The 22,429-nt window shown below is 67.8% G+C and carries 19 protein-coding genes; 16 read left to right on the top strand and 3 right to left on the bottom strand.

Features of this window, described 5'->3' with window-relative positions:
• Positions 1 to 7: 7 nt before the first annotated feature.
• A complete protein-coding gene (locus DXT68_RS14175) occupies positions 8 to 1,948 on the top strand; it encodes an aminotransferase class III-fold pyridoxal phosphate-dependent enzyme (protein WP_216822638.1) in 1,941 nt (646 codons plus the stop codon).
• Between the two features lie 52 nt (positions 1,949 to 2,000).
• Here DXT68_RS14175 and DXT68_RS14170 read toward each other — a convergent pair whose 3' ends face one another.
• Entirely contained in the window at positions 2,001 to 2,639 is a 639-nt protein-coding gene (locus DXT68_RS14170; protein ID WP_045254163.1) for an ABC-2 transporter permease, read from the bottom strand.
• Positions 2,636 to 2,896 (bottom strand): hypothetical protein, encoded by a 261-nt coding sequence (locus tag DXT68_RS14165; RefSeq protein ID WP_045254162.1) that lies wholly within the window; start codon positions 2,894 to 2,896, stop codon positions 2,636 to 2,638. Before DXT68_RS14165 ends, DXT68_RS14170 begins: the two co-directional genes overlap by 4 nt.
• A 58-nt stretch (positions 2,897 to 2,954) precedes the next feature.
• On the opposite strand from DXT68_RS14165, the gene DXT68_RS14160 reads away from it, so the two are divergent.
• From DXT68_RS14160 to DXT68_RS14100, 13 genes are all read left to right on the top strand, one after another.
• Positions 2,955 to 4,424, top strand: a complete 1,470-nt coding sequence (locus DXT68_RS14160; protein ID WP_045254161.1) for a glycoside hydrolase family protein — start codon at positions 2,955 to 2,957, stop codon at positions 4,422 to 4,424.
• Positions 4,425 to 4,467: 43 nt separating this feature from the next.
• Complete coding sequence (locus DXT68_RS14155) at positions 4,468 to 5,808, top strand: ABC transporter substrate-binding protein (RefSeq protein WP_045254160.1); 1,341 nt, start codon at positions 4,468 to 4,470, stop codon at positions 5,806 to 5,808.
• A gap of 100 nt (positions 5,809 to 5,908) precedes the next feature.
• Entirely contained in the window at positions 5,909 to 6,790 is an 882-nt protein-coding gene (locus tag DXT68_RS14150) for a carbohydrate ABC transporter permease (RefSeq protein ID WP_045254159.1), read from the top strand.
• Positions 6,787 to 7,698 carry a carbohydrate ABC transporter permease gene (locus tag DXT68_RS14145; RefSeq protein ID WP_045254158.1) on the top strand — a complete coding sequence of 304 codons (912 nt, stop codon included), beginning with the start codon at positions 6,787 to 6,789 and terminating at the stop codon, positions 7,696 to 7,698. The genes DXT68_RS14150 and DXT68_RS14145 overlap by 4 nt, the downstream gene beginning before the upstream one ends.
• Positions 7,695 to 8,714: a LacI family DNA-binding transcriptional regulator gene (locus tag DXT68_RS14140; protein WP_045254157.1), complete on the top strand. Its 1,020-nt coding sequence runs from the start codon at positions 7,695 to 7,697 to the stop codon at positions 8,712 to 8,714. Before DXT68_RS14145 ends, DXT68_RS14140 begins: the two co-directional genes overlap by 4 nt.
• A gap of 88 nt (positions 8,715 to 8,802) precedes the next feature.
• The gene (locus DXT68_RS14135; protein ID WP_045254156.1) at positions 8,803 to 9,807 is read left to right on the top strand and encodes a LacI family DNA-binding transcriptional regulator; all 1,005 of its coding nucleotides are present in this window, start codon (positions 8,803 to 8,805) and stop codon (positions 9,805 to 9,807) included.
• A 74-nt stretch (positions 9,808 to 9,881) separates the two neighbouring features.
• On the top strand, positions 9,882 to 11,549 hold the full coding sequence (locus DXT68_RS14130; RefSeq protein ID WP_082068927.1) for an ABC transporter substrate-binding protein: 1,668 nt from the start codon (positions 9,882 to 9,884) through the stop codon (positions 11,547 to 11,549).
• A gap of 95 nt (positions 11,550 to 11,644) precedes the next feature.
• Positions 11,645 to 12,619: an ABC transporter permease gene (locus DXT68_RS14125; RefSeq protein ID WP_045254154.1), complete on the top strand. Its 975-nt coding sequence runs from the start codon at positions 11,645 to 11,647 to the stop codon at positions 12,617 to 12,619.
• A gap of 2 nt (positions 12,620 to 12,621) precedes the next feature.
• Positions 12,622 to 13,566: an ABC transporter permease gene (locus DXT68_RS14120; protein WP_052677718.1), complete on the top strand. Its 945-nt coding sequence runs from the start codon at positions 12,622 to 12,624 to the stop codon at positions 13,564 to 13,566.
• Positions 13,563 to 15,398 carry a dipeptide ABC transporter ATP-binding protein gene (locus DXT68_RS14115; protein ID WP_052677717.1) on the top strand — a complete coding sequence of 612 codons (1,836 nt, stop codon included), beginning with the start codon at positions 13,563 to 13,565 and terminating at the stop codon, positions 15,396 to 15,398. Before DXT68_RS14120 ends, DXT68_RS14115 begins: the two co-directional genes overlap by 4 nt.
• Before the next feature lie 70 nt (positions 15,399 to 15,468).
• Positions 15,469 to 16,848, top strand: coding sequence for a glycoside hydrolase family 32 protein (locus tag DXT68_RS14110; protein WP_045254153.1), 1,380 nt, complete (start codon positions 15,469 to 15,471; stop codon positions 16,846 to 16,848).
• Positions 16,845 to 17,798 carry a carbohydrate kinase family protein gene (locus tag DXT68_RS14105; protein ID WP_045254152.1) on the top strand — a complete coding sequence of 318 codons (954 nt, stop codon included), beginning with the start codon at positions 16,845 to 16,847 and terminating at the stop codon, positions 17,796 to 17,798. Before DXT68_RS14110 ends, DXT68_RS14105 begins: the two co-directional genes overlap by 4 nt.
• Before the next feature lie 36 nt (positions 17,799 to 17,834).
• Entirely contained in the window at positions 17,835 to 19,418 is a 1,584-nt protein-coding gene (locus DXT68_RS14100; protein ID WP_244268184.1) for a glycoside hydrolase family 32 protein, read from the top strand.
• Positions 19,419 to 19,441: 23 nt separating this feature from the next.
• Here DXT68_RS14100 and DXT68_RS14095 read toward each other — a convergent pair whose 3' ends face one another.
• Positions 19,442 to 19,645, bottom strand: a complete 204-nt coding sequence (locus tag DXT68_RS14095) for a hypothetical protein (RefSeq protein ID WP_045254151.1) — start codon at positions 19,643 to 19,645, stop codon at positions 19,442 to 19,444.
• A gap of 243 nt (positions 19,646 to 19,888) precedes the next feature.
• On the opposite strand from DXT68_RS14095, the gene DXT68_RS14090 reads away from it, so the two are divergent.
• Together DXT68_RS14090 and DXT68_RS14085 are read left to right on the top strand one after the other, a co-directional pair.
• Complete coding sequence (locus tag DXT68_RS14090; protein WP_162829128.1) at positions 19,889 to 20,923, top strand: helix-turn-helix domain-containing protein; 1,035 nt, start codon at positions 19,889 to 19,891, stop codon at positions 20,921 to 20,923.
• A gap of 127 nt (positions 20,924 to 21,050) precedes the next feature.
• Positions 21,051 to 22,154, top strand: coding sequence for a helix-turn-helix domain-containing protein (locus DXT68_RS14085; protein WP_082068925.1), 1,104 nt, complete (start codon positions 21,051 to 21,053; stop codon positions 22,152 to 22,154).
• Positions 22,155 to 22,429: the final 275 nt, after the last annotated feature.

Here is a 22,429-nt window from a genome sequence, read left to right as displayed (position 1 = left end):
GCCGGTGATGACGGAGATCATCGCCCAGCACCTGGGTCTCCGGCCACCCGGCTCCCCGGTGGAGGTCACGGCCGCGCGGTTGTTCGACGGCGATCCCTCTGCTGCAGAGCTCGACCTCCGCGTGGGCAGTCGCCTCCTCGACGATGGCGCCTGGATGACCGACGCGGACGCGCGTCGCGCCGTCTCCGAGGCCGTCGACGCGCTCTTCGCGCAGGGAGCGGACATCGTCGTCACGCCGTTCGGCGCGATCGACGCCACTCGGAGTCGTCCGCTCGCCACAGATCCTGCGGCCACCTGGCGCACGGGTACGGACCTGTGGGTGTCGGGCGAGACGCGGATCCTGGCGCCGTGGTCGGGGAACGTGGCCGCCACAGGCACGCAGATCGTCCTCGCCGGTGACAGCGCGACCCTTCGGATCTCTGCGGATCCGGACATGTCGGGTCTCCCCGCGGCTCCGTCCCTGGGCGTCGGTGAGCATCTCGCGACGCTGCGGCCGGGGGTGCGCTACCGACTCTCCGTCGCGGCAGCCGACGTCGACGCCGAGATCCCCGACGCGGTACTGCCGGACCATGCCGTGGGGTGGATTTCTCAGCTCGGGAACCCCGCAGCGGTATTCGGTCTCGTCGCTGCAGACGGGGAGGCGACAGTCGACGGCAGTGGGGATGGCGACCTGCTGGACCGACGGGCGGCCGTGCTGGCAGACGTGCAGGAGCATTACTACGCCCGCCCTCCGCGCATCGATCGCGGATGGAAGCACCATCTCATCGCCGACGACGGACGCGTCTTCCTCGACATGGTCAACAACGTCACCGTGCTCGGACACAGCCACCCGAGAGTGGCGCGCGCGATCGCCGATCAATGGCGGACCTTCAACTCCAACTCCCGGTTCCACTATCAGTCGATCGTCACGCTCGCCGAGAAGCTGACCGCGCTGCTCCCCGAGAGCCTCGACACGGTGTTCTTCGTCAACTCCGGCTCGGAGGCGGTCGAGCTCGCACTGCGCCTCGCGCGCGTGCACACCGGACGCGATGATCTGCTGGCGGTGCGCGAGGGGTACCACGGCTGGACGTACCTCGCCGATGCGGTGTCGACCTCCAGCGCAGACAACCCCCGTGCCCTGCAATCCCGGCCCGAGTGGGTGCACACCCTCGACGTGCCGAACGCCTTCCGGGGCCGGCACCGCGGTGAGCACGCGAGCCGCTACGCAGATGACGCCGCGGCCGTGGTTCGAGAGCTCGTCTCCTCAGGCCGACCACCGGCGGCGTTCATCTGCGAGCCGGTGTACGGAGGTGCGGGCGGTGTGACGCTTCCTGACGGCTATCTGAAGACCGTGTACTCCGAGGTGCGGGCGGCAGGAGGACTGACGATCGCGGACGAGGTGCAGGTCGGGCTCGGCAGGCTCGGCACGTGGTTCTGGGGATTCCAGCAGCAGGGCGTCATCCCTGACCTGGTCACGATCGCCAAGTCCTTCGGCGACGGACATCCGCTGGGTGCCGTGGTCACCACGAGAGCCATCGCCGCGAGCTATGCGGCTGAGGGGTACTTCTTCTCCTCGACCGGAGGCAGCCCGGTCTCGAGCGTCGTCGGCTCGACGGTGCTGGATGTCATCGCCGACGAAGACCTCGCCGGCAACGCCCGACGGGTCGGCGCACACCTGAAGAATCGCCTGCAGGGACTCGCGCACCGTCACGAGATCATCGGCGCGGTGCACGGGGAGGGGCTGTATCTCGGCGTCGAGTTCGTGCGCGACCGGGTCACGCTCGAACCCGCCACCACCGAGACGACGGAGATCTGCGAACGACTGCTCGAACGCGGGATCATCGTGCAGCCCACCGGAAACCTCATGAACGTGCTGAAGATCAAACCTCCGCTCAGCTTCGATGAAGCCGCAGCGGACTTCTTCGTCGATGCCGTGGATCACGTGCTGTCATCGGCACACCGTGGATAGTTACATCCCGGCGCATCCCGGCACCGCTCCCGATGGCCGGCGGTGAAGCGCGTCAGCGGAGTTCGCGGGTCGAATAGAGGCGCACGGCGGTGATCGTGCCTATGACGATGCCGAGCACGCCGACGGCGACGCATGCGCCGAGCCCGAGGGCGGGCGGTATCGCTCCGATGGCATCGCCGTCGATGGCGCCGGTCGTCTGGGCGAGCCAGGCGGCGCCCGCGATGAGGAGGGTCGGTGCATAGACCATCAGTCGACCGCGTGAATAGCCGATGCGGAACAGCACCGGCAGCTGCACACCGATCGAGATCCCGATGATCGCGAACGCCGCCGCGTAGCCGAGGCCCAGGAACTCGGGCGCGACGGAGGTTCCACGCACGGCTGCGACGCTCAGCGTCGTCACGGTGGCGATGAACATGGCGACGACGCCGTAGATCAGGATCGAGAGGGTGCGGCCGACGACGACCACGCGTCGGGAGATCGGCAGGATGCCGTAGAGCGTGTCGAGGTGGTCGCGCTCGTCGCCGAGGAACGGCCCCGAGAGCATCAGCGATGTCACGAAGGCGGATGCGGCGATCGCCATCCCCGGAACGGGCAGGACGATGCCGACGACGACGATGAACGCCAGGGGCAGCAGAGTCTGCCGGCGAGGGAACCACGACATCAGGTCGAGCTTCGTGAATGCGAACGTCATGCTGCTGCCTCCTCGTGCTGGGCGGCCAGGTGGATGATGATGTCGTCGATCGTCGCCTCGTCGATCACGACCTCGGGTCCGAACATCGGCGAGTCGTCGACGCGGATCAGGGCGGACCAGTGCGCCCCCGTGCGCTGGGGTCCGAGAGTGCCGCCCGGTACATCGCCGGTTCCGCGGGCCACGGCGAAGTCCTCCGTCGCGTCCGGCAGCGTGCCCTGGTGCGCGATCGCGGTGAATCTGATTAACCGCTTGACCATAACCCGAGAGCGCGCTACTGTCTGCGTAACCGATTAACCAAAGACGATTGGACGGGCAGTGAGTCAGCGAGGTTTCTACCGGCCGGACGGCGGATGGGTGGGAGATGTCATTCCCTGGCAGGAGGACGGCGTGCTCCACCTGTTCTATCTGCACGAGACGCGGCAGGTGCCGAAGGAGGGCATGCCCTGGCACCGCATCTCGACGGAGAACCTCGTCGACTTCGTGGATCACGGCGAAGCGATCGCCTCCGGCGGCTCCGCCTCCGACGACTTCAACATCTACACCGGCAGCATCGTGCGCGACGCCGACGGCCGGCACCATGCGTTCTACACCGGACAGAATCCCGACCGGAGCGGACCCGACGGACTCCCTCTGCAACTGGTCCTCCATGCGACGAGCGATGACGACATGGCCTCGTGGCAGCGGCATCCGGAGCACACGTTCGGGGCGACCGTCGGCTACGAGACCGCCGACTGGCGTGATCCGTTCGTCTTCCGAGACGAGAGTGCGGGCCTCTGGCGGATGCTGATCACCGCTCGCCACGACACCGGGCCCGAGCGGCGTCGGGGCGTCGTCGCGCAGTGCATCTCCCGCGACCTCGAGCACTGGGACCCCGCCGCGCCCTTCTGGGATCCGCGCCGCTGTGTCGCTCACGAATGCCCCGAAGTCTTTCAGTGGGGGGACTGGTGGTACCTGGTCTCCTCCGAATTCAGCGACGCCTTCGTGACCCGCTACCGGATGGCCCGCAGCCTCGACGGGCCCTGGGTCGTCCCCGAGCACGACACCCTCGACTCCCGGGCGTTCTACGCCGCGAAGTCCGCCGCCCTCGGAGATCGACGCTTCTTCTTCGGGTGGATCGCCACCCGCGAAGGCGGCACCGACGACGGAGCCTGGCAGTGGGCGGGAACCATGTCGGTCATCGAAGCGGCGCAGCGGGCCGATGGAACGCTGGCCTTCCATCCGACGCGCGAGCTGCGCGACACGTTTGTCGCACCGGCCGCCGCGCTTCCGGTGCCGACGACGCTGAGCGCCCCGGACGGGTACGAGCAGATGCTCGCCGAGAACGTCGCCGAGGACTCCTTCCGACTCGTCGCACGATTCGACATCGGAGTGAACACCCGGGAGTGCGGCATCGTGCTCCGGGTGGGCGATGACGGTGAATCCGGGTACAGCCTGAGGCTGGAACCTCAGCGCGACCGCCTCGTCTTCGACCGCTGGCCGCGCCGCTCCACCGGCACCGAGCAGTGGCAGATCTCGGGAGACGTGCCCTTCGTGATCGAGCTCGAGCGTCCCGTCGATCTCGCACCCGGCGAGCACGAGCTCGAGGTGATCGTCGACGGCGAGCTCTGCGTGGCGACAGTCGACGATTCCACCGTGCTGAGCACGCGTCTCTACGACCACCCGACAGGCCGGGTGGGCGTCTTCGTCGGCGAGGGAGAGGTCACCGTGCGCGAGTTCACGATGCGCACCCGCGACCACGCCCGCGTCGATCCGAGACGAACCGACCTGCTCGCAGCGAACGCCTGAGCATCCCCCTCCACACACCTATGGACATCGAAGGAGATTCACCATGATTCGACCCGCACGCAGGATCGTGCTTCTCGCCGCCGCAGCCGCGACGACCGCGCTCATGCTCACGGCGTGCGGGGGAGCATCCCCCGCAGCCGACCCGACAGACGTCGATCCCGAGGGAGAGGTCGTGCCCCGCGAGATCTCTTGGCTGCTCTCGCGTCCGGCGGACGGCGGTGTCATCACCACGATGGAGAAGATCGCGGACGAGTACGCCGAGGACCACCCCGGATTCGCGCTCAACCTGATCACGACCCCCGATCGTCCCTCGTACATCCAGAAGTACGAGACGCTCGCCGCGGCGAACAAGCTGCCCGAGCTCTTCGACACCGATGCGACCCCCTTCGCCCAGAAGCTCGCCGAACAGGGACGGATGGTCGATGTGGACCTCCTCCTCGACGACCTCGGCCTGACCGAGGACTACCGCCCGGCGGCGCTGAACTACCAGCGGTTCGACGACGGCTCGCTCTACATGGTGCCGTTCGAGTTCCAGCTCGAGTTCTTCTGGTACAACAAGGCGCTGTTCGACGATGCCGGAGCGACCGTGCCCGCCACTCTCGACGACTTCCCGCAGATGTGCACGGATCTCCGCGCCGCGGGCGTCACGCCCATCGCGCTGGACGGCCAGGACCAGTGGCCTCTCGAGCGGTACATGGCCTATTACCCCTTCCGCATGGCGGGTCCCGAGTACGTGCAGGACCTCAAGAACGGCGACGCCTCGTTCTCCGATCCCGCCGGGCGCGCAGCGGCCGAATGGCTGTACTCGCTCGGACAGGCGGGATGCTTCTCGGAGGGCTTCTCCGCGACGGGCTACGCCGACGCCCAGGCGCAGTTCACCTCGGGTGATGCCGCCGTGTACAACATCGGCACGTGGGAGCTCGGCAACCTCGCCACCGACGCCCTCGATCCCGGGGTCCGTGACGACGTGGACTACTTCACGCTGCCGACCATCGACGACGCGGCGACGGCCGACAACGAGTACGTCACGCCCTCAGGCATCGGCATGGCGGTGAACGCCAAGACCTACGACCCCCTGGTGCGCGACTTCCTCGGGTTCGCGCTGGAGCGGTATCCGGAGCTCTACGCAGCGACCGGCGCGCTGTCGCCGACATCCTCGGCGACCACGACCGTCCCCGACACTGCGACCTCCCTCTACGGCCGGGCCGTGGAGCAGGCGGACGGCGTCGGCGAGGCGATCGCCATGCCGTGGGACACCCAGCTGGATCCGGCCACCAACACGCGACTCCAGCAGGAGCTCACCCTGCTCGTGCAGGGGGAGATCACACCGGACCAGTTCATCGAGACCATGGACAAGGCGCTCGCGGAGAACAGCGATGGCTGACGTCCTCCCGGCGAGGACCCTCCCGGCGACGACGGCCCCGGCCCGGACGGGCACGTCCGGCCCGTCCAGGCCGGCACGGCGTCGGCCGATGTCGGGAGCCATGCTCCCTCGACGGTCCGCACTGTCGGTCCTCGTGTTCCTCGTCCCGCCGCTGCTGCTGTACGGCATCGCCGTGCTGCTGCCGATCGTGCAGTCCCTCGTCCTGAGCTTCTTCCGCTGGGACGGCATCACCGACATGGCGTTCGTCGGCGTCGACAACTACGTGAAGATGCTCACCCGTGACGATGTCTTCTGGACGGCGTTCGGGAACGCGATCGGATACCTCGCGATCTGCCTGGTGCTGCAGCTCGGCGGCGCCCTCTTCGTCGCCGGGCTGCTCACGGCCCTTCCCAAGGCGCGAGAGCTCGTCAAGACGATCTATCTCCTGCCGGCCGTGATCTCCACGGTGGCCATCGCCATCCTGTTCCAGCGGATCTACTCGTTGGAGCCGGTCGGCCTGCTGAACCAGGCGCTGGCGTGGATCGGGCTCGACGGCCTGCAGACCGCGTGGCTGTCCGACGTGCAGACGGTGCTCGCCGCGGTGTCGATCCCCGAAGGATGGCGCTTCACGGGCCTGTACATGCTGATCATCTACGCGGCGCTCATGGCCGTGCCGCGAGAGCTCGAGGAGGCGGCGCGTCTGGACGGCGCCTCCTGGTGGCAGGTGTTCTGGCGTATCCGGTTCCCCTACATCCGGCCCGTGTGGATCACGACGACCATCATGGCCACGACGTTCGCGCTCCGAGGCTTCGACATCCCCTACCTGCTCACCGGAGGAGGCCCGGGTCAGGCCTCCGAGCTGCTGACCACCTACATGTACAAGACCGCGTTCGTGCACACCGACTACGGCTACGCCAGTGCGATCTCGGTGTTCATCGTCATCGAGTGCCTCGTCGCCGTCGGCCTCATCCTGCTCGTGCTGCGCCGGAAGGATCGCTCATGACCTCCACCGCCACCCTCACGCCCCTGGCGAAAGCGCCTTCGTCGCCGTCGCGGCCGCCGTTCCGACGGCGCGGCTCGTCGCGACTGCGTGCTCAGCGCACACTGCTCACGGTCACGATCGTGCTGATCGTCCTCGTGCAGATCTATCCGCTCGCCTGGCTGTTCCTGACGAGCTTCCGCACCGCGGCGGACTTCGCCGGCGGCAACCCGTTCGCCCTGCCGTCGGAGTTCACGCTCGACAACTACGGGCGTGCATTCGCCACCGGCAACCTCGGGGTGAACATCGTGAACAGCCTGATCGTCACGCTCGGCTCCAGCGTGCTCATCGTCGTCGCCGGCATGATGGCCGCCTTCGCGCTGCAGGTGCTCGGCTTCCGATTCAGCGGCATGGTGCGCGCACTGTTCCTCCTCGGGATCATCGTGCCCGTGCAGATCGCGCTGGTGCCCCTGTTCATCGACTACTCGCAGGTGGGGCTGCTGGACACCCACCTCTCGATGATCATCCCGCTGGCCGCCTTCGCCCTTCCGATGGCGGTGTACCTGTTCTCGTCGTTCTACGAGTACATCCCGCGAGAGACGTACGAAGCGGCCTCGCTGGACGGAGCGGGCCCGTACCGCATCTTCCTCACCATCACCTCACCGCTGTCGGTCAACACGATCATCACGGTCGTGCTCGTGAACAGCATCTTCATCTGGAACGACTTCATCTTCGCGAACACCTTCGTGCTCTCCGACGGGTTGAAGACGATCCCCCTGGGCCTGCAGAACTACATTGGAGCAATGGGCAATACGGACTGGACGGCGACCTTCGCGGCGGTCTGCGTCTCGGTGACGCCGTTGCTGCTCGTCTTCCTCGTGCTCAACAAGGCGATGATCCAGGGCCTCGAGAGTGGAGCCACCAAGGGATGAGCACAGCAGGGAACGGCGCGCACCCGCCGAACGTCACGATGCGAGACGTCGCCAAAGTCGCGGGCGTCTCGATCGCCACGGTCTCGCACGTCATCAATGACAAGCCGGGCGCACGGATCGGAGAGGACGCGCGTCGGCGTGTGCAGGATGCCGTCGCCTCGCTCGGATACCGTCCCAACGCACTCGCGAAGACCCTCTCGCAGGGCACGTCGCGATTCATCGGCCTCGTGGCCGACCAGATCGCCACCACTCCCTTCGCGGGGCAGATCATCCACGGCGCGCAGGACGAGGCGTGGAAGCACGGGTTCGTGCTGCTCGTGGCCAACACCGACGGCAACGTCGACGTCGAGAACGATGCGATCGCGATGATGCTCGAGCATCAGGTGCGCGGCATCCTCTACTCCAGCTGGTATCACCGCGAGATCGCGGTGCCCGCGGCCCTCCTTCAGACGGACTCGGTGCTCGTCGACTGCTTCGCGCCCGACAGCGGGCTGCCCGCCGTCGTGCCCGACGAGGTGCAGGGCGGGCGCACGGCCACCGATGAGCTCATCGCGGCCGGGCACCGGCGGATCGCGTTCGTGAACACCACGACGCCATCGCCCGCGCGGAGCGGTCGGCTGGCCGGATATCGGGCGGCTCTGACCGCCGCCGGCATCGACCTCGACGACGCCCTGGTGCTCCCGGCATCCCCGGAGCAGGAGGGCGGGTACCGTGCGACGCCGCAGATCATCGCATCGGGGGCCACGGCGGTCTTCTGCCACAACGACCGCGTCGCCATGGGCGTGTACGACGGGCTGCGCGAGCAGGGTCTGCGCATCCCCGAGGACATGGCCGTCATCGGCTTCGACAATCAGGATGTGATCGCGGCGCATCTGCGTCCGGCGCTCTCCACGGTCGCGCTGCCGCACTACGAGATGGGGGCGGCCGGGGTCCGAGTGCTCCTCGGGCTCGACGAACCGGGCGTGGCGAACCCGACACCGGTCCGGTGTCCGCCGGTGCTTCGAGCGTCGATCTGACCGTCTGCACCGAGAATGCTTGACACCCGTTCTGTCGCGCGTTAGCTTGGGGTCTCACAAGTACTAACGCGCGACAGAACGGTCAACGATGACGAAGCGACCCGTCACCATGAGTGACGTAGCCAGAGATCTCGGTCTCTCCCGCTCGGCGGTGTCGTTCGCGTTCAACGACGAGAACCAGGTCTCGGCCGAGACCCGTGACCGCGTGCGGGAGCGGGCGGCCGAACTCGGGTATCGCCCGAATGCCGGAGCCAGGGCGCTCGCAGGACAGCGGACCGACCTGTTCGGGCTCGTGACCGACATCGTGTCGACGCCCTTCGGCGGCGATCTGATCGCCGGGGCGCAGGACTGGTTCTGGCGCCACGGCAAGTCGCTCATCATCGCGGGTGCCGCGCACATCGAGCGTCCGGACGCCCGGTCGATCGAGATGATGCTCGAGCACCGCGTCGGCGGCATCATCGTCGCCACCACCTGGAACCGGCCCATCGACCTGCCCGCCTCCCTCGACGGGGTTCCTGTCGTGCTCGTGCACTGCTTCGACCCGCTCGGACGCTACTCGACAGTCCTTCCCGACGAGGAGAACGGCGGCTACTCCGCCACCTCGATGCTGCTCGAGGCGCGGCGTCGGCGGGTGGCGTTCATCAATCTGCCGAGCGATCTCGTGGCCGCCGAAGGTCGCGAGGCCGGCTATCGCCGCGCCATGGCCGATGCGGGGATCCCCCTCGACCCCACGCTCATGGTCCGGTCCGGACCCGAGGCCGAAGACGGCTACCGGGTCGCGATCGAGCTGCTGCGCGACGGCGACGTCGACGGCCTGTTCTGCGCCAACGACCGCATCGCGATGGGGGCGTACGAGGCTGCGAGGGAGCTCGGCCTGCGGATCCCCGAAGACATCTCGATCGTCGGCTTCGACAACCAGGAGATCATCGCCGGATCGCTGCGACCCGGCCTCTCCTCCGTCGCCCTGCCCTTCCGCGAGATGGGGGAGCGGGGTGCCGAACTGCTCATGAATGCGGCCGACGGCGAGCCGCCGTCCCACGTGAGTGTGGCCTGCCCTCCCATCGCCCGGAATTCGGTCTCGATCCTGACCTGACCCGCAGGGTTCCCGCACGATGCGGGAGCCCGTTTCGACACCCGAACAGTCCTGTTCAAAGATGAAAGGAAATCATGACCACTTCTCGTTCGCGCCGTTTCTGGCGCGCGTTAGTTGGCGCTACCGCCGTGGTCGGCGCGGCCGCCATGGCGCTGTCGGGCTGTGCGCCGGCGATGTCCGGTGCGAAGTCCGACATGCTCCGCGTCGCCGCGATCGGCAACGCGTCGTTCGTGCAGAACTTCAACCCCTTCTCGCCGACCGCGGTCGCGATGTCGAAGAACGCCGTCTACGAGTCGATGATGGTGACGAACCTCCCCAAGGGCGAGATCGTGCCCTGGCTCGCCTCCGGGTACGAGTGGAGCGACGACGGACTCACGCTCACCTTCACGCTCAACGACGACCTCACCTGGTCCGACGGCGAGGAGCTGACGTCGGAGGACGTGGCGTACTCCTTCGACCTCGCCCGCGAGGTGCTCGGCGAGTCGACCTACGAGTACGTCGACTCGGTCGCGACCCCCGATGACACGACGGTCGCCTTCGCGTTCAACCGTCCCTACACGCCCGGCCTGTATGAGCTGGGTGTTCAGCTGATCGTTCCCGAGCACATCTGGAAGGACGTCGACGACCCGGCGAAGTTCCAGAACTCCGACCCCGTCGCCTCGGGCCCGTTCACCGAGGTCGCCAACTTCTCGGCGCAGTCCTTCGACCTGCTCCGCAACCCGCACTACTGGCAGAAGGACAAGGCCGACTACACCGGCATCCGAGTCATCGCCTACGGCGGAAACGACGCCGCGAACATCGCCGCGATCAACGGCGACATCGACTTCGGCCTCGGCTTCATCCAGGACATCCAGAAGACCTACGTGGATGTCGATCCCGAGCACCGCGGCTACTGGTTCCCGGCCGTCGGCTCCACCATCGCCCTGACGCTCAACACCGCGCAGGGGCCCTACGACGACGTGAACCTCCGCAAGGCGATCAGCATGGGCATCGACCGCGAGGCCGTCGTCGCCAAGGGGATGAACGGCTACACGCACCCCTCCGACTGCACCGGCCTGAGCGACGCGTACGACACGTGGCGCGACGAGGCACTCGTCTCGCAGTGCGACTGGACCACCTACGACGTGGATGCCGCGAATGCGCTGCTCGACTCGTCGGGCTACGAGCGCGGGGCCGACGGCATGCGCGTCACTCCCGACGGAGCACCGCTGGAGTTCAGCATCGGCGTCGGGTCCGCCTCGACCGACTGGATCGCGGTCGCCCAGGTGATCTCCGACAACATGACCGAGCTCGGCATCAGCGCACCGCTGAAGGTGCAGGACTGGTCGCAGATCAACCAGGCGCTGTTCGGCGGTACGTTCCAGGGCAACATCGCCTGGAGCGGCGCGGGCGTCACGCCGTTCGAGTACTACCGCAGCGCGATGTCGTGCCGCACGGTGAAGCCCGTGGGCGAGGAGGCGACCCAGAACTTCCAGCGCTTCTGCAGTGAAGAGGCGGACCAGCTGCTCGATCAGTTCGCCGCGGCCACCAGCGACGAGGAGCAGGCGGCCGTCATGGACAAGCTGCAGGCCGTCTACTCGGAGTCCGCGCCCACCATCCCGCTGTTCCCCGGCCCGGAGTGGGGTGCCTACAACAGCACCAACTTCGTGGGCTGGCCGAGCGAGGACGACCCCTACGCGACGCTGTCGGCCAGCGTCTCGAGCACCGTGATGGTGCTGGCGAACATCCGCCCGCGCGAGTGAGGGCTCCCGGTGGCGGCGCCTCCGCGCCGCCACCGGCACCCTTCTCCATCCGTTCCCCGCCCGCGACCAGCGGCGACCACGTTGAGAGGCATCTGATGGCTTTCGTTCTCCGCAGACTCGGCTACTACCTGATCGCGTTCTGGGCATCCCTCACGATCAACTTCCTGCTCCCGCGCCTGATGCCTGGCGACCCCGTCGGCCGCATGCTCGGTCAGATGCAGAACCTGACCGACGATCAGGTCGCGCAGTTCCGACACCTGTTCGGTCTCGACGACCGTCCGGTGTGGCAGCAGTACATCCAGTACATCGGCGACGTCTTCACCGGCAACCTCGGCCTCTCGATCTCGCAGTTCCCGACGCCCGTCGTGCAGGTGATCGGCGCGCAGCTCGGGTACACGATCCTGCTCGGCGGCACGGCGCTGGTGATCTCGTTCGTCCTCGGCAACCTGCTGGGCATCTGGGCGGCCTGGCGGCGCGGCGGTGCGCTGGACACCATCTTCCCGCCGCTGCTGGTGTTCACCGGGTCGTTCCCCTACTTCTTCATCGCGATGATCGCGCTGTACCTGTTCGCCGTGACCCTGAAGTGGTTCCCGATCGGTCAGGCCTTCACGCTGGGCACCGTCCCCTCCTTCAGCGGGGAGTTCATCGGCGACCTGCTGCTGCACCTCGTCCTGCCCGCCGGCACGATCGTGGCGGTCTCGGTCGGCGGATGGATGCTGGGCATGCGCAACACGATGATCGGCACCGCCGCCGAGGACTACATCACGATGGCGCGCGCGAAGGGCCTGACCGAGCGGCGCATCATGTACCGCTACGCGGCCCGCAACGCCATGCTGCCCTCGGTGACCTCCTTCGGGATGTCGATCGGCTTCGTGGTCGGCGGCGCGCTGCTCACCGAGGTCGTCTTCGCCTATCCCGGCATCGGCTACCAGCTGCTCCGGGCCGTGCAGGCTCTGGACTACCCGCTCATGCAGGGCATCTTCCTCACCCTGACCGGCGCGGTGCTGGTCGCCAACTTCCTGATCGACATCTTCTACGTGCGGCTCGACCCGCGCGTGCGAGTGAGGTAATCATGTCCGTACAGAATTCCGGATCGAGCATGCTCTCGACGGCGACGACCTCGCGCCCCGGCGTGCCGGTGAAGAGCCCGATGTACCGCGACCATCTGCTCGCGCGTCTGCTGCGGGACCGTCGCGCCATGATCGGCCTGGTCATCCTGGCGATCTTCGTGATCGTCGCGATCGCCGCGCCGCTGCTGGCACCCGGCAACCCCCGCGCCTCGGTGGTCGCCGGGTCCGAGGCGCCGTCGCTCGCGCACCTTCTCGGCACGACCGCGAAGGGGGAGGACGTCCTCGCACTCCTGATCTGGGGATCCCAGAGCTCGCTCGGCATCGGGTTCACCGTCGGCGCTCTGGCCACTCTCATCGGACTGCTGGTCGGCCTGGTGTCGGCCTTCTTCGGCCGCGTCGTCGACGACGTGCTGTCGGTCGTGACGAACATCTTCCTGCTGATCCCCGGGCTGCCGCTGCTGATCATCCTCGCCGCGTTCCTCCCGCCCGGACCGGGGACCATCGTCATCGTGCTCGTCGCCACCGGCTGGGCGGGCTCCGCGCGAGTGGTGCGGTCGCAGGCCCTCTCTCTGCGCGGCAAGGACTACACCGACGCCGCGGTCGTGACGGGCGAGCGGGCGCTGACGATCATGTTCCGCGAGATGCTGCCGAACATGGCGTCGATCGTGATGAGCACCTTCCTCGCCTGCGTGATCTTCGGCATCGGCGCCCAGGCGGGGCTCGAGTTCCTCGGGCTCGGCGACGTATCGGCGATCAGCTGGGGCACCAACCTCTATTGGGCCAGCATCGAGGGCTCGCTCATCCGCGGCACCTGGTGGACCTTCATCCCGTCGGGTGTCGCCATCGCCCTCGTCGCGTTCGCCCTCGCTCTCATCAACTACGCCGTCGACGAGATCACCAATCCGCGACTCGCCGGACGCACCAAGAGAAAGGACCGTCGGCGATGACCACCACACCGAGCGCGACCGCGAGCAGCACGCAGGCACCCGACGCGGCCGATGTCATCCTCGACGTCCGCGATCTCACGATCGCCTACGAGGGGAACGGCCGATCCGTCACCGCCGTCGAGAACGTGTCCTTCTCCATCCGCCGGGGGGAGACCTTCGGCCTCGCCGGAGAATCCGGAAGCGGCAAGAGCACGATCGCGAACGCGATCCTCAAGCTGCTCGGCGGCAACGGCCGCATCGTGTCGGGGTCGATCCGCTGCGGCGACGTCGAGATCGAGAGCCTCACCGGGGAGGAGCTGCGGGCGTTCCGCTGGAATCGTGTCTCGATGGTCTTCCAGAGCGCGATGAACTCGCTGAACCCGGTGATGACGGTCGGGGATCAGATCATCGACGTCTTCACCACCCACCGCAGCATGTCGCGGGCCGAGGCGCGCGATCGGGCGCGGCAGCTGCTCGAGCTCGTGGGCATCGATCCCGACCGCATGACGTCGTATCCGCACCAGCTCTCCGGGGGCATGCGTCAGCGTGCGGTGATCGCGATCGCCCTGGCCCTCGAACCGGACCTGCTCATCATGGACGAGCCCACCACGGCGCTCGACGTCGTCGTGCAGCAGGAGATCATCAACGAGATCAAGGAGCTGCAGGCCCGCCTCGGGTTCGCGATCCTGTTCATCACGCACGATCTCTCGCTGATGGTCGAGATCAGTCAGCGCCTCGGCATCATGCGTCACGGCGTTCTGCTGGAGGTGGGGGACTCGGCCGAGGTGTATGCGCGGCCCACGCACGAGTACACGCGAAAGCTCATCGACGCCTTCCCGCCGGTGACCCGCGACCCGTCCGCGCCCGCGCCGGCCGCCGTCGTCGACGGGGCCTCCCCGGATGCGAATGCGGATGCGGATGCGGCCGGTGAGGTCGTGGTCTCGTTCCGCGACGTGACCAAGGACTTCACGGGCGGGTCGATGTTCGCACGTCGCAGCACGAGAGCCGTCGACGGGGCGAGCTTCGACCTGCACGCGGGGGAGATCATGGCGCTCGTCGGCGAGTCCGGCAGCGGCAAGAGCACGATCGCCCGCATCCTCGCACGGCTCGAGCAGCCGTCCGCGGGGCGACTGGTCGTCGAGGGCATCGATGTGCTCCGCGACGAGCCGCGGCGCGCGTCTCGGAGATACCGGAACACGGTGCAGATGGTGTTCCAGGATCCGTTCGGATCGCTGAACCCGACGAAGCGCATCCGGCACTTCCTCGAGCGTCCGCTCGCCATCTACTCCGACCTCTCCGCCGCACAGCGCCGGCAGGAGGCCGTCGCCCTGATGCACTCCGTCGAGCTCGACCCCGCGCTGCTGGACCGGCATCCGCACGAGCTCTCCGGCGGGCAGCGTCAGCGGGTGGCGATCGCCCGTGCGCTGGCGGTGAACCCGAAGGTGATCCTGGCCGACGAGCCCACCTCGATGCTCGACGTGTCGGTGCGGATGGGGGTGCTGCAGCTGCTGAAGCGCCTCCGCGACGAGCGCGGGATCTCGATCCTGTACATCACGCACGATCTGGCTTCCGCGCGTTTCGTCGCGGACACGACGATCGTCATGCTCCGCGGAGCACTGGTCGAAGGCGGCGCGAGCGCAGAGGTGATGGATGCGCCGCAGCATCCGTACACCCGGCTGCTCGTCTCGGCCGCCCCCGATCCGCTGCGACGCACGCCCTTCGACCGGGAGGAGCGCGCCCGCGTGCGCGCGCTGATCCACACGATCACGGAGGGCCGGTCGCCGGCCCAGGACCGACCGGCGCATCGCTTCGTCTCCTCGACGCACTGGTACAGCCAGGACGGCCTGGACTGACAGCCGCGATGCCGATCCCGACGACCCGCCACACGACGACCACCACGACATCGAACCGAGTAGACACGCAATGACGACGCCCCTCACCGACGCGACCAGTCGCCCGCAGGCACACTTCGCCCCCGCGGAGAACTGGATGAACGACCCGAACGGTCTCATCCACCACGACGGCCTGTACCACCTGTACTTCCAGCACAACCCCGAGTCGGCGGACTGGGGGAACATGAGCTGGGGGCACGCCACGAGCCGCGATCTGCGGACATGGCAGGAGCACGCCGTGGCGTTGCGGTTCGACCACGACGAGCAGATCTTCTCCGGCTCCATCGTGTTCGATGCGACGAACTCGTCGGGCCTGGGGGGCGACGGTCGCGCGCCTCTGGTGGCGCTCTACACGTCGGCGACCGATCGCGGTCAGGCGCAGGCGCTCGCCCACAGCCTGGACGGCGGCTACACGTGGACGAAGCACGGCGTCGTCCTCGATCGCGGCACCGCGGACTTCCGCGACCCGAAGGTGTTCCGCCACGGAGAGGAGTGGATCCTCGTCGCGGTGGAGGCGCTCGATCGTCAGGTGCATCTGTTCCGCTCCGACGACCTGCTCGACTGGCACCCGCTCAGCGTCTTCGGACCGTTCGGCGCACCCGAGGGCATGTGGGAGTGCCCCGACCTCTTCGCGGTGGGGGACAGATGGGTGCTGGCGCTGTCGGTGAACCCCGGGCATCCGAGCGGCGGCTCGGGCATGCAGTACATCGTGGGCGACTTCGACGGCACGACGTTCACCGCGTCGCGCTGGGACTGGCTCGATCACGGACACGACTACTACGCCGGCGTCACCTTCAGCGGGATGGAGGAGCCCGTGATGCTCGCCTGGCTCAGCAACTGGTCGTACGCGCGCGAGGTGCCGACGTACCCGTGGCGCGGCAGCATGGCGCTCCCGCGCCGTCTCGCGCTCCGCGGAGATGTGCTGCTGCAGCTGCCCGCCGTCGATGTCGACCGTCCGCCCGCCTTCTCGTGCGAGGACACCCCGATCCCGGTCGGCGGGTTCGAACTGCCCGCCGAGGCGCAGGGATCCGCGCTGCGCATCGAGCTCACGATGCGTCCCGCCGGAGCGGCGGTCGAGCTGCACGTCCGCGCCGGAGCGGAGGCGGAGGACGCCATCGCGGTGCGGTACGACGACGGCGTGCTCACCCTGGATCGATCCGGCGCGTCGAACACGTCGTTCTCGGCAGACTTCGGACTCGCCTCGTCGGCGCCCGTGGAGCTGCGCGACGGCATGCTCGACCTCGATGTCTGGGTCGACAGCACCTCGGTCGAGGTGTTCGCCGACGGAGGCGCTGTGACGATCAGCGACCAGATCATGACCGCGGACGAACGGACCGGCGTGCGGATCGGCGCGAGTCGCCCCGGTGCGACGATCGAGTCCCTGACGGTCACCGGTCTGGATCTCGGATGAGCGGCGCGACGGCGGAACCGCTCGCCGCCCTCGTCATCGGGGAGGCGCTCGTGGACATCGTCGATGACGGCACGTCGACGACGGAGCATCCGGGGGGCAGCCCCGCGAACGTCGCGCTCGGACTCGGCCGTCGCGGCCTGGACGTCGCACTGCTGACCGACCTCGGACGGGACCCGCGAGGCAGCCGCATCGTGCGTCATCTCGAGCGATCGGGCGTGCACGTGCTGGCCGGTTCGTTCTCGGATCTCCCCACCTCCACGGCGACCGCCACAATGCGCGGCGACGGCTCGGCGTCGTACCTCTTCGACGTGCGGTGGAACCCGGGCGCGGCACCGCTGGCGGTCGCCCCGCAGCTCGTGCACACCGGATCGATCGGCGCCTTCCTCGCGCCGGGGCGCGCGACCGTGCTCGCGCACCTGGATCGGCTCGACGCGCGCCTCGTCACGTTCGACCCGAACATCCGGCCCGCCCTGCTCGGCAGCCATGCCGAGACGTTCGCGGACTTCGAGGAGCTGGCCTCCCGGGCCGACGTCGTGAAGATGAGCGATGAGGATGCCGAGTGGCTGTATCCGCTGCTGTCGCCGGCCGAGGTCGGCGAGCGTGTGCGTGCGCTGGGGCCGAGGCTGGTCGTGATCACCCTCGGTGCGGCAGGCGCTCTGCTCGTCGCACAGGACGCCGCCGTCTCCGTCGCCGCGTCCGCCGTGTCGGTCACCGACACGATCGGTGCAGGCGACACCTATATGAGCTCTCTCATCGCCGACCTGCTGACCACGGATCGTCCTCTCGACCGGTCGACGATCGAGGTCCTCGGCATCCGCGCGGCCGTCGCCGCAGCGATGACGGTGTCGCGGGCCGGAGCCGATCTGCCCTGGGCGGCAGATCTCGCGGCGGCTGCGCTGCCGTCGTTCGACGCGATCGGCGGGCGAGCGCCTGCCGTCGCGCACCCCTAACGGCAGCGCCGATGCTGCCCTCAACGGAAGGTGATCATGGACACTCCTCACGCGCTCTCCCGCCGCGCACTCCTCGCAGGGGCGGGGGCCGCCGCGATCGGCGGCTCGCTCGCCCTGGTGGCCGGTGAATCCGCCGCCGCCTCGACACTCGCTCCCGCGACTCCTGCCGCAGCGGGAGGCCCCTCCTCGAAAGGACGATCGCGCATGCGACCGACGTACCACTTCAGCGTGCCCGACAACTGGAAGAACGACCCGCAGCGGCCGATCTACCTCGACGGCGAGTACCACTACTACTACCTCTACAACGCCGACTACCTCGAGGGCGGAGTCGGCACGTCGTGGCGCCGCGCGACGACCCGTGACCATGTCGAGTTCCGCGACCGCGGCGAGGCGATCCCGAAGTTCAGCGACGCCAACGGCGACTGCTGGTCGGGGTCGCTGGTCGTCGACGACCAGAACACGGCGGGATACGGTGCCGGTGCCGTCATCGCGATCGTCACGCAGGCCCCCGAGGGGCGGCAGGCGCAGTACCTCTGGTATTCGACCGACCGCGGTCGCTCGTTCCGGCCGGGTGGCACCGCTCCGGTCCTCGCGAATCCCGGAACCCCGGACTTCCGCGACCCCAAGGTGATCTGGGATGCCGACCGCGACCGATGGTTCATGGCCAATGCGGAGGGGCAGACGATCGGCTTCTACGCGTCAGGCGACCTGCGCTCCTGGACGCGGGTCGGGGAGTTCGTGCGCACCGACCTCGGCCTTCTGGAGTGTCCGGACATCTTCCGGATGACGGCCGACGACGGCACCTCCCATTGGATCCTCGGCACCAGCGGGAACGCGAAGGCACGGGGCCTGCCGGCCACCTACGCCTACTGGACGGGCCGCTTCGACGGCGCATCGTTCGTCGCCGACCGTGATGAGCCCGAGTGGCTCGACTACGGGTTCGACTTCTACGGAGCGGTCACGTACCCGAACCATGACACGGCGGGTGCGGAGGATCCGACCCTCCGGCGCGTGATCGGCTGGGCGAACTTCTGGGACTACCCGCACAACACCCCCACCCTCGCCACCGACGGCTACAACGGCGACGACATGATCGTCCGTGACGTCCGCCTGAAGCGGGGGAGCGACGGCTACCACCTCGCCTCCGCCCCCACCGCCGCGTTGGCCGACCACGTGACGCGCACGCACAGCCTGGGCGACGTCGAGGTCGCCGGGACGCGAGACCTCGACCTGCGGGAGTCGGCATACGATCTCACCTGCGACATCGTCTGGGATGCCGCGTCGGCGCCGACCAACGTCGGCCTGGAGATCTGCCGCGCACCCGGCGGCGGGCGCCACGTCGCCACGGGAGCATTCCTCGCGGGGGGATTCGCCTATCTCAACCGGCGTCCGACCATCAACCCGACCGGCGGCGAGACCCAGACGCCGATCGATCCCTCGGCCGGGCACCTGAGCCTGCGGATCCTCGTGGACCGCACGAGCGTCGAGGTGTTCATCGGAGACGGGCGCGCCGTGCACTCGCACCGTGTGTTCCCGCTGGAGGGCGACAACCGCATCCGTCTCTTCTCTCACGACGGGACGAGCACGTTCCGTGGTCTGACGGTGAAGCGGCTCGCGTAGGCCCGGTCGTCCTCCTCGTGGGTTCAGCGCGAGGAGGGCGGCAGCTTGTCGACGCCGTGCCGATGGGGCTTGTCGGGCTCGGCCGCCGTCTCGGGTGACGCATGCGTGGTGCCCGTCGGGGTCGAGTCGGTCGGGTAGCTCGGCTCCTCGATCTCGACGGCCTTGTCGCGTTCGTCGAGAGGGGGCAGGTGGTCGAGGGGCTGTCTGATGTCGTCGGGATGGCTCATGACGGCAGGTTCTCGCGACTCGCAGGTGCGGGCCAGGGGGTTGAGAACACCGCGCCGGTGTGTTTCCATTCCGCCTCGACCGGCCCGACGAACCGTCGGCTCGCCCTGCATGGGCTCGACCGGCACCTCGCTCGTGTCACGTGCAATCCGGTCCTCCCGATGCTCCGAACAACGGGTACATCGACGCGGGGCTTCACGGCGCTTCACTCGCAGAGACAGCGAGTGGCTGCCGATTTGTGAGTAGTGGTCCTGCCCGAGGAGTCAAAATTCTGGGAGGTTGCGATGTCGGACCCTCTGCTCGACGATAGTCAGGTCGGTACGCGGAGCCACGAACGGCCTGACGAACGCTCTGTGAAGCTGGCGAAGTTCCGGGCCGTCGGGCGGCAAGCGATCCTTAACGCGAAGCCTGCGAGATCGTACGGTTCGCCGACCAACGTCAGATTCACGGAGGTAGCCGACGAGAACGCCGCTGTGCGGGCCGATCTCGTGCGGATCGGGGCGTACATGTTCGCCCATGTGCAGCTGCCCGCGGGGAGACTTGTCTGGACGCGAGACGGACTGTCACAACACCAGGTGGTCGTGGTCGCGACGGAGAGCCCCGGACTCGAGGTGGTGTCGGAGGGCCCGGTGGTCGCGCGACGTGCGACCTGGTTCGTGGTCGCACCTGGACGGACTCCGGTGCAGTTCACAGCGGCCAGACCGCTCGAGCTCGTGTTCGTGAACCTCGACCGGTCCAGGATCGCAGAGGAGATGGATGTCGACCTTGCTCATGCTGGTCGAGACACTGTCGACGATGGAGTCGTCAGGCCGATGGTGAACTTCGTGAAGTCGCTCTGCGCGATCCAAGGGGAGAAGGTCGAGACAGGGGCGACTCCGTTGGGGGGCGCCGCGTGCGAAGTGGCGCGCTCGCTCGTCAAGACCGTCGTCGGGGATCCGGTCCCCGAGACCTCTCTGACGGATGCGGTGATCGGCATCCTCCGTCGGCGACACGCGTCACCGCACCTGTCGGTGTCGATGGTGGCGCGAGAACTGGGAGTCTCTGTGCGGACGATCCAATCGGCACTTCGACGCGAGCGCACCACCTTCTCCGCGGCTCTCCGCTCCATCCGCATCGATATGGCGAAGGATCTGCAACGAGCGGATCCCGGTCTGGGTGCGGCTGCAGTCGCGAGGGCAGCCGGGTTCGGTTCCCGACAGGCGTTGTACCGGTCGGTGCGCAATGCCGAGAAGAGCAATGCCGAGAAGAGCAATGCCGAGAAGAGCTCGGCGAGAGAGTAGTGAGCCTTCGGTGGGGAGCATGCGCTGCGTGTTCCGCTCGATTCCCTCGAAGACGCGTCACGATCCGGAGCTCCGCGAATGTAAGCGGTGGGACTCGACCTTTCGGCTCCCGCCTATCTCCCCCTAGATGCTGTCCTCCCCAGGGACAGGTGAGGGAACGGTCCGACTGTGCCCTCGCTTCCCAACGCAAGCGAAAGACCCCATCCGTGTCGACACTGCCCCTCCCTCGTCCCCGGCTCTTCGAGCCGTCTCGTTTCCCCCGGGTATCGTGAAAATGGTAGCGATTCCGCGCAACGAGGGGGACAGAGTGCTACGACGACGTTCCGAGGCCATCGGCCGTACCGGCTTGGAACTCGCGAAGTTCCGAGCTGCAGGAAAGGCTGATCTGCTCGCCCTTCGCCCGCTCACTTCGTACATGGCGTCGGCGAACATCCAGTTCTCTGAAGTGCCCGAAGAGAGCACTGAGCTCCGGGCGAACCTCGTGCGCATCGGGCAGTTCCTGTTCGCCCATGTCAGGTTGCCGGCCTCGACTGTCGTCTGGCCGCGAGACGAGGCGTCGCACAAGCGCGTCGTCGTGATCGCGGCCGAGGGAACCGGGCTGGAGATCCACTCGGACTCGCCGATAGTCGATCGGCGGTCCTCCTGGTTCGTCGTACCGCCCGGCACAGACCCCGTGACCTTCCGGGCTTCGGAGGCGACCGAGCTCGTCTTCGTCAGCCTCGATGAGACGGAACTCGTCGGCGAACGCCAGGTCGAGTTCGAGCGGATCGGCGACGAAGATCCCGCAGATTCCGTTCTGAGACCGTTGATCAGCTTCGTGAAGTCCCTCTGCGCGATCGAGCCGAGGAGCATCGAGACAGGCGTGTCACCCCTGGGTGACGCGGCGTGCGAGGTCGGCCGCGCGCTCGTTGCGGCAGTGGTCGGGGAGCCGCCGCGGCGTGCGGAGGTGTTCGACGAGGTGATGCGGATCGTGCTCCAGGACTATTCCTCGCCGCACCTCTCCCTGCCGGCCGTCGCGCGCGCGCTCGGGATATCGGTGCGCACGGTGCAATCATCGCTGAGCGCGCACGGCACGACCTTCTCTGACGAGCTCCGCACGGTGCGTCTCAAAGCGGCGTCGGAACTCAGGGCACAGAATCCCCATCTGCTGTTGGCCGACGTCGCGAAGCTGGCGGGGTTCGGCACGCGTCAGTCGCTCTACCGTGCCATGCGTAAGAAGTCTCACAGCTAAGGGTCGACGGTTCCCGCTCGTGTGCGATCGACGTATCGCACCTGTCGGACGCCCCCACCCCACGGCAGACGAATTGCTTTTCGATCCAGCCCAAGAAGTCATTTCACGCAACTTTTCGGCACGTCGTGACACGTTTCGTGCAAAGTCTCGTTCCCGAGGTTCGGGCCGGCTCTACGCTCCGGCGTAGCGGTATATCGGGCGCGATGAGCTCCGGCGTCAAAAAACCTGCAGAGCCGCGTCACGATTCCGGCTAGCTGCGATGTAGGTAGCGAACG

It is taken from the genome of Microbacterium foliorum, from assembly GCF_003367705.1.
GTDB lineage: Bacteria > Actinomycetota > Actinomycetes > Actinomycetales > Microbacteriaceae > Microbacterium > Microbacterium foliorum.
The sequence above is the reverse complement of the archived record's forward strand: the minus strand, read 5'-3'. Positions and strand labels throughout refer to the sequence as shown.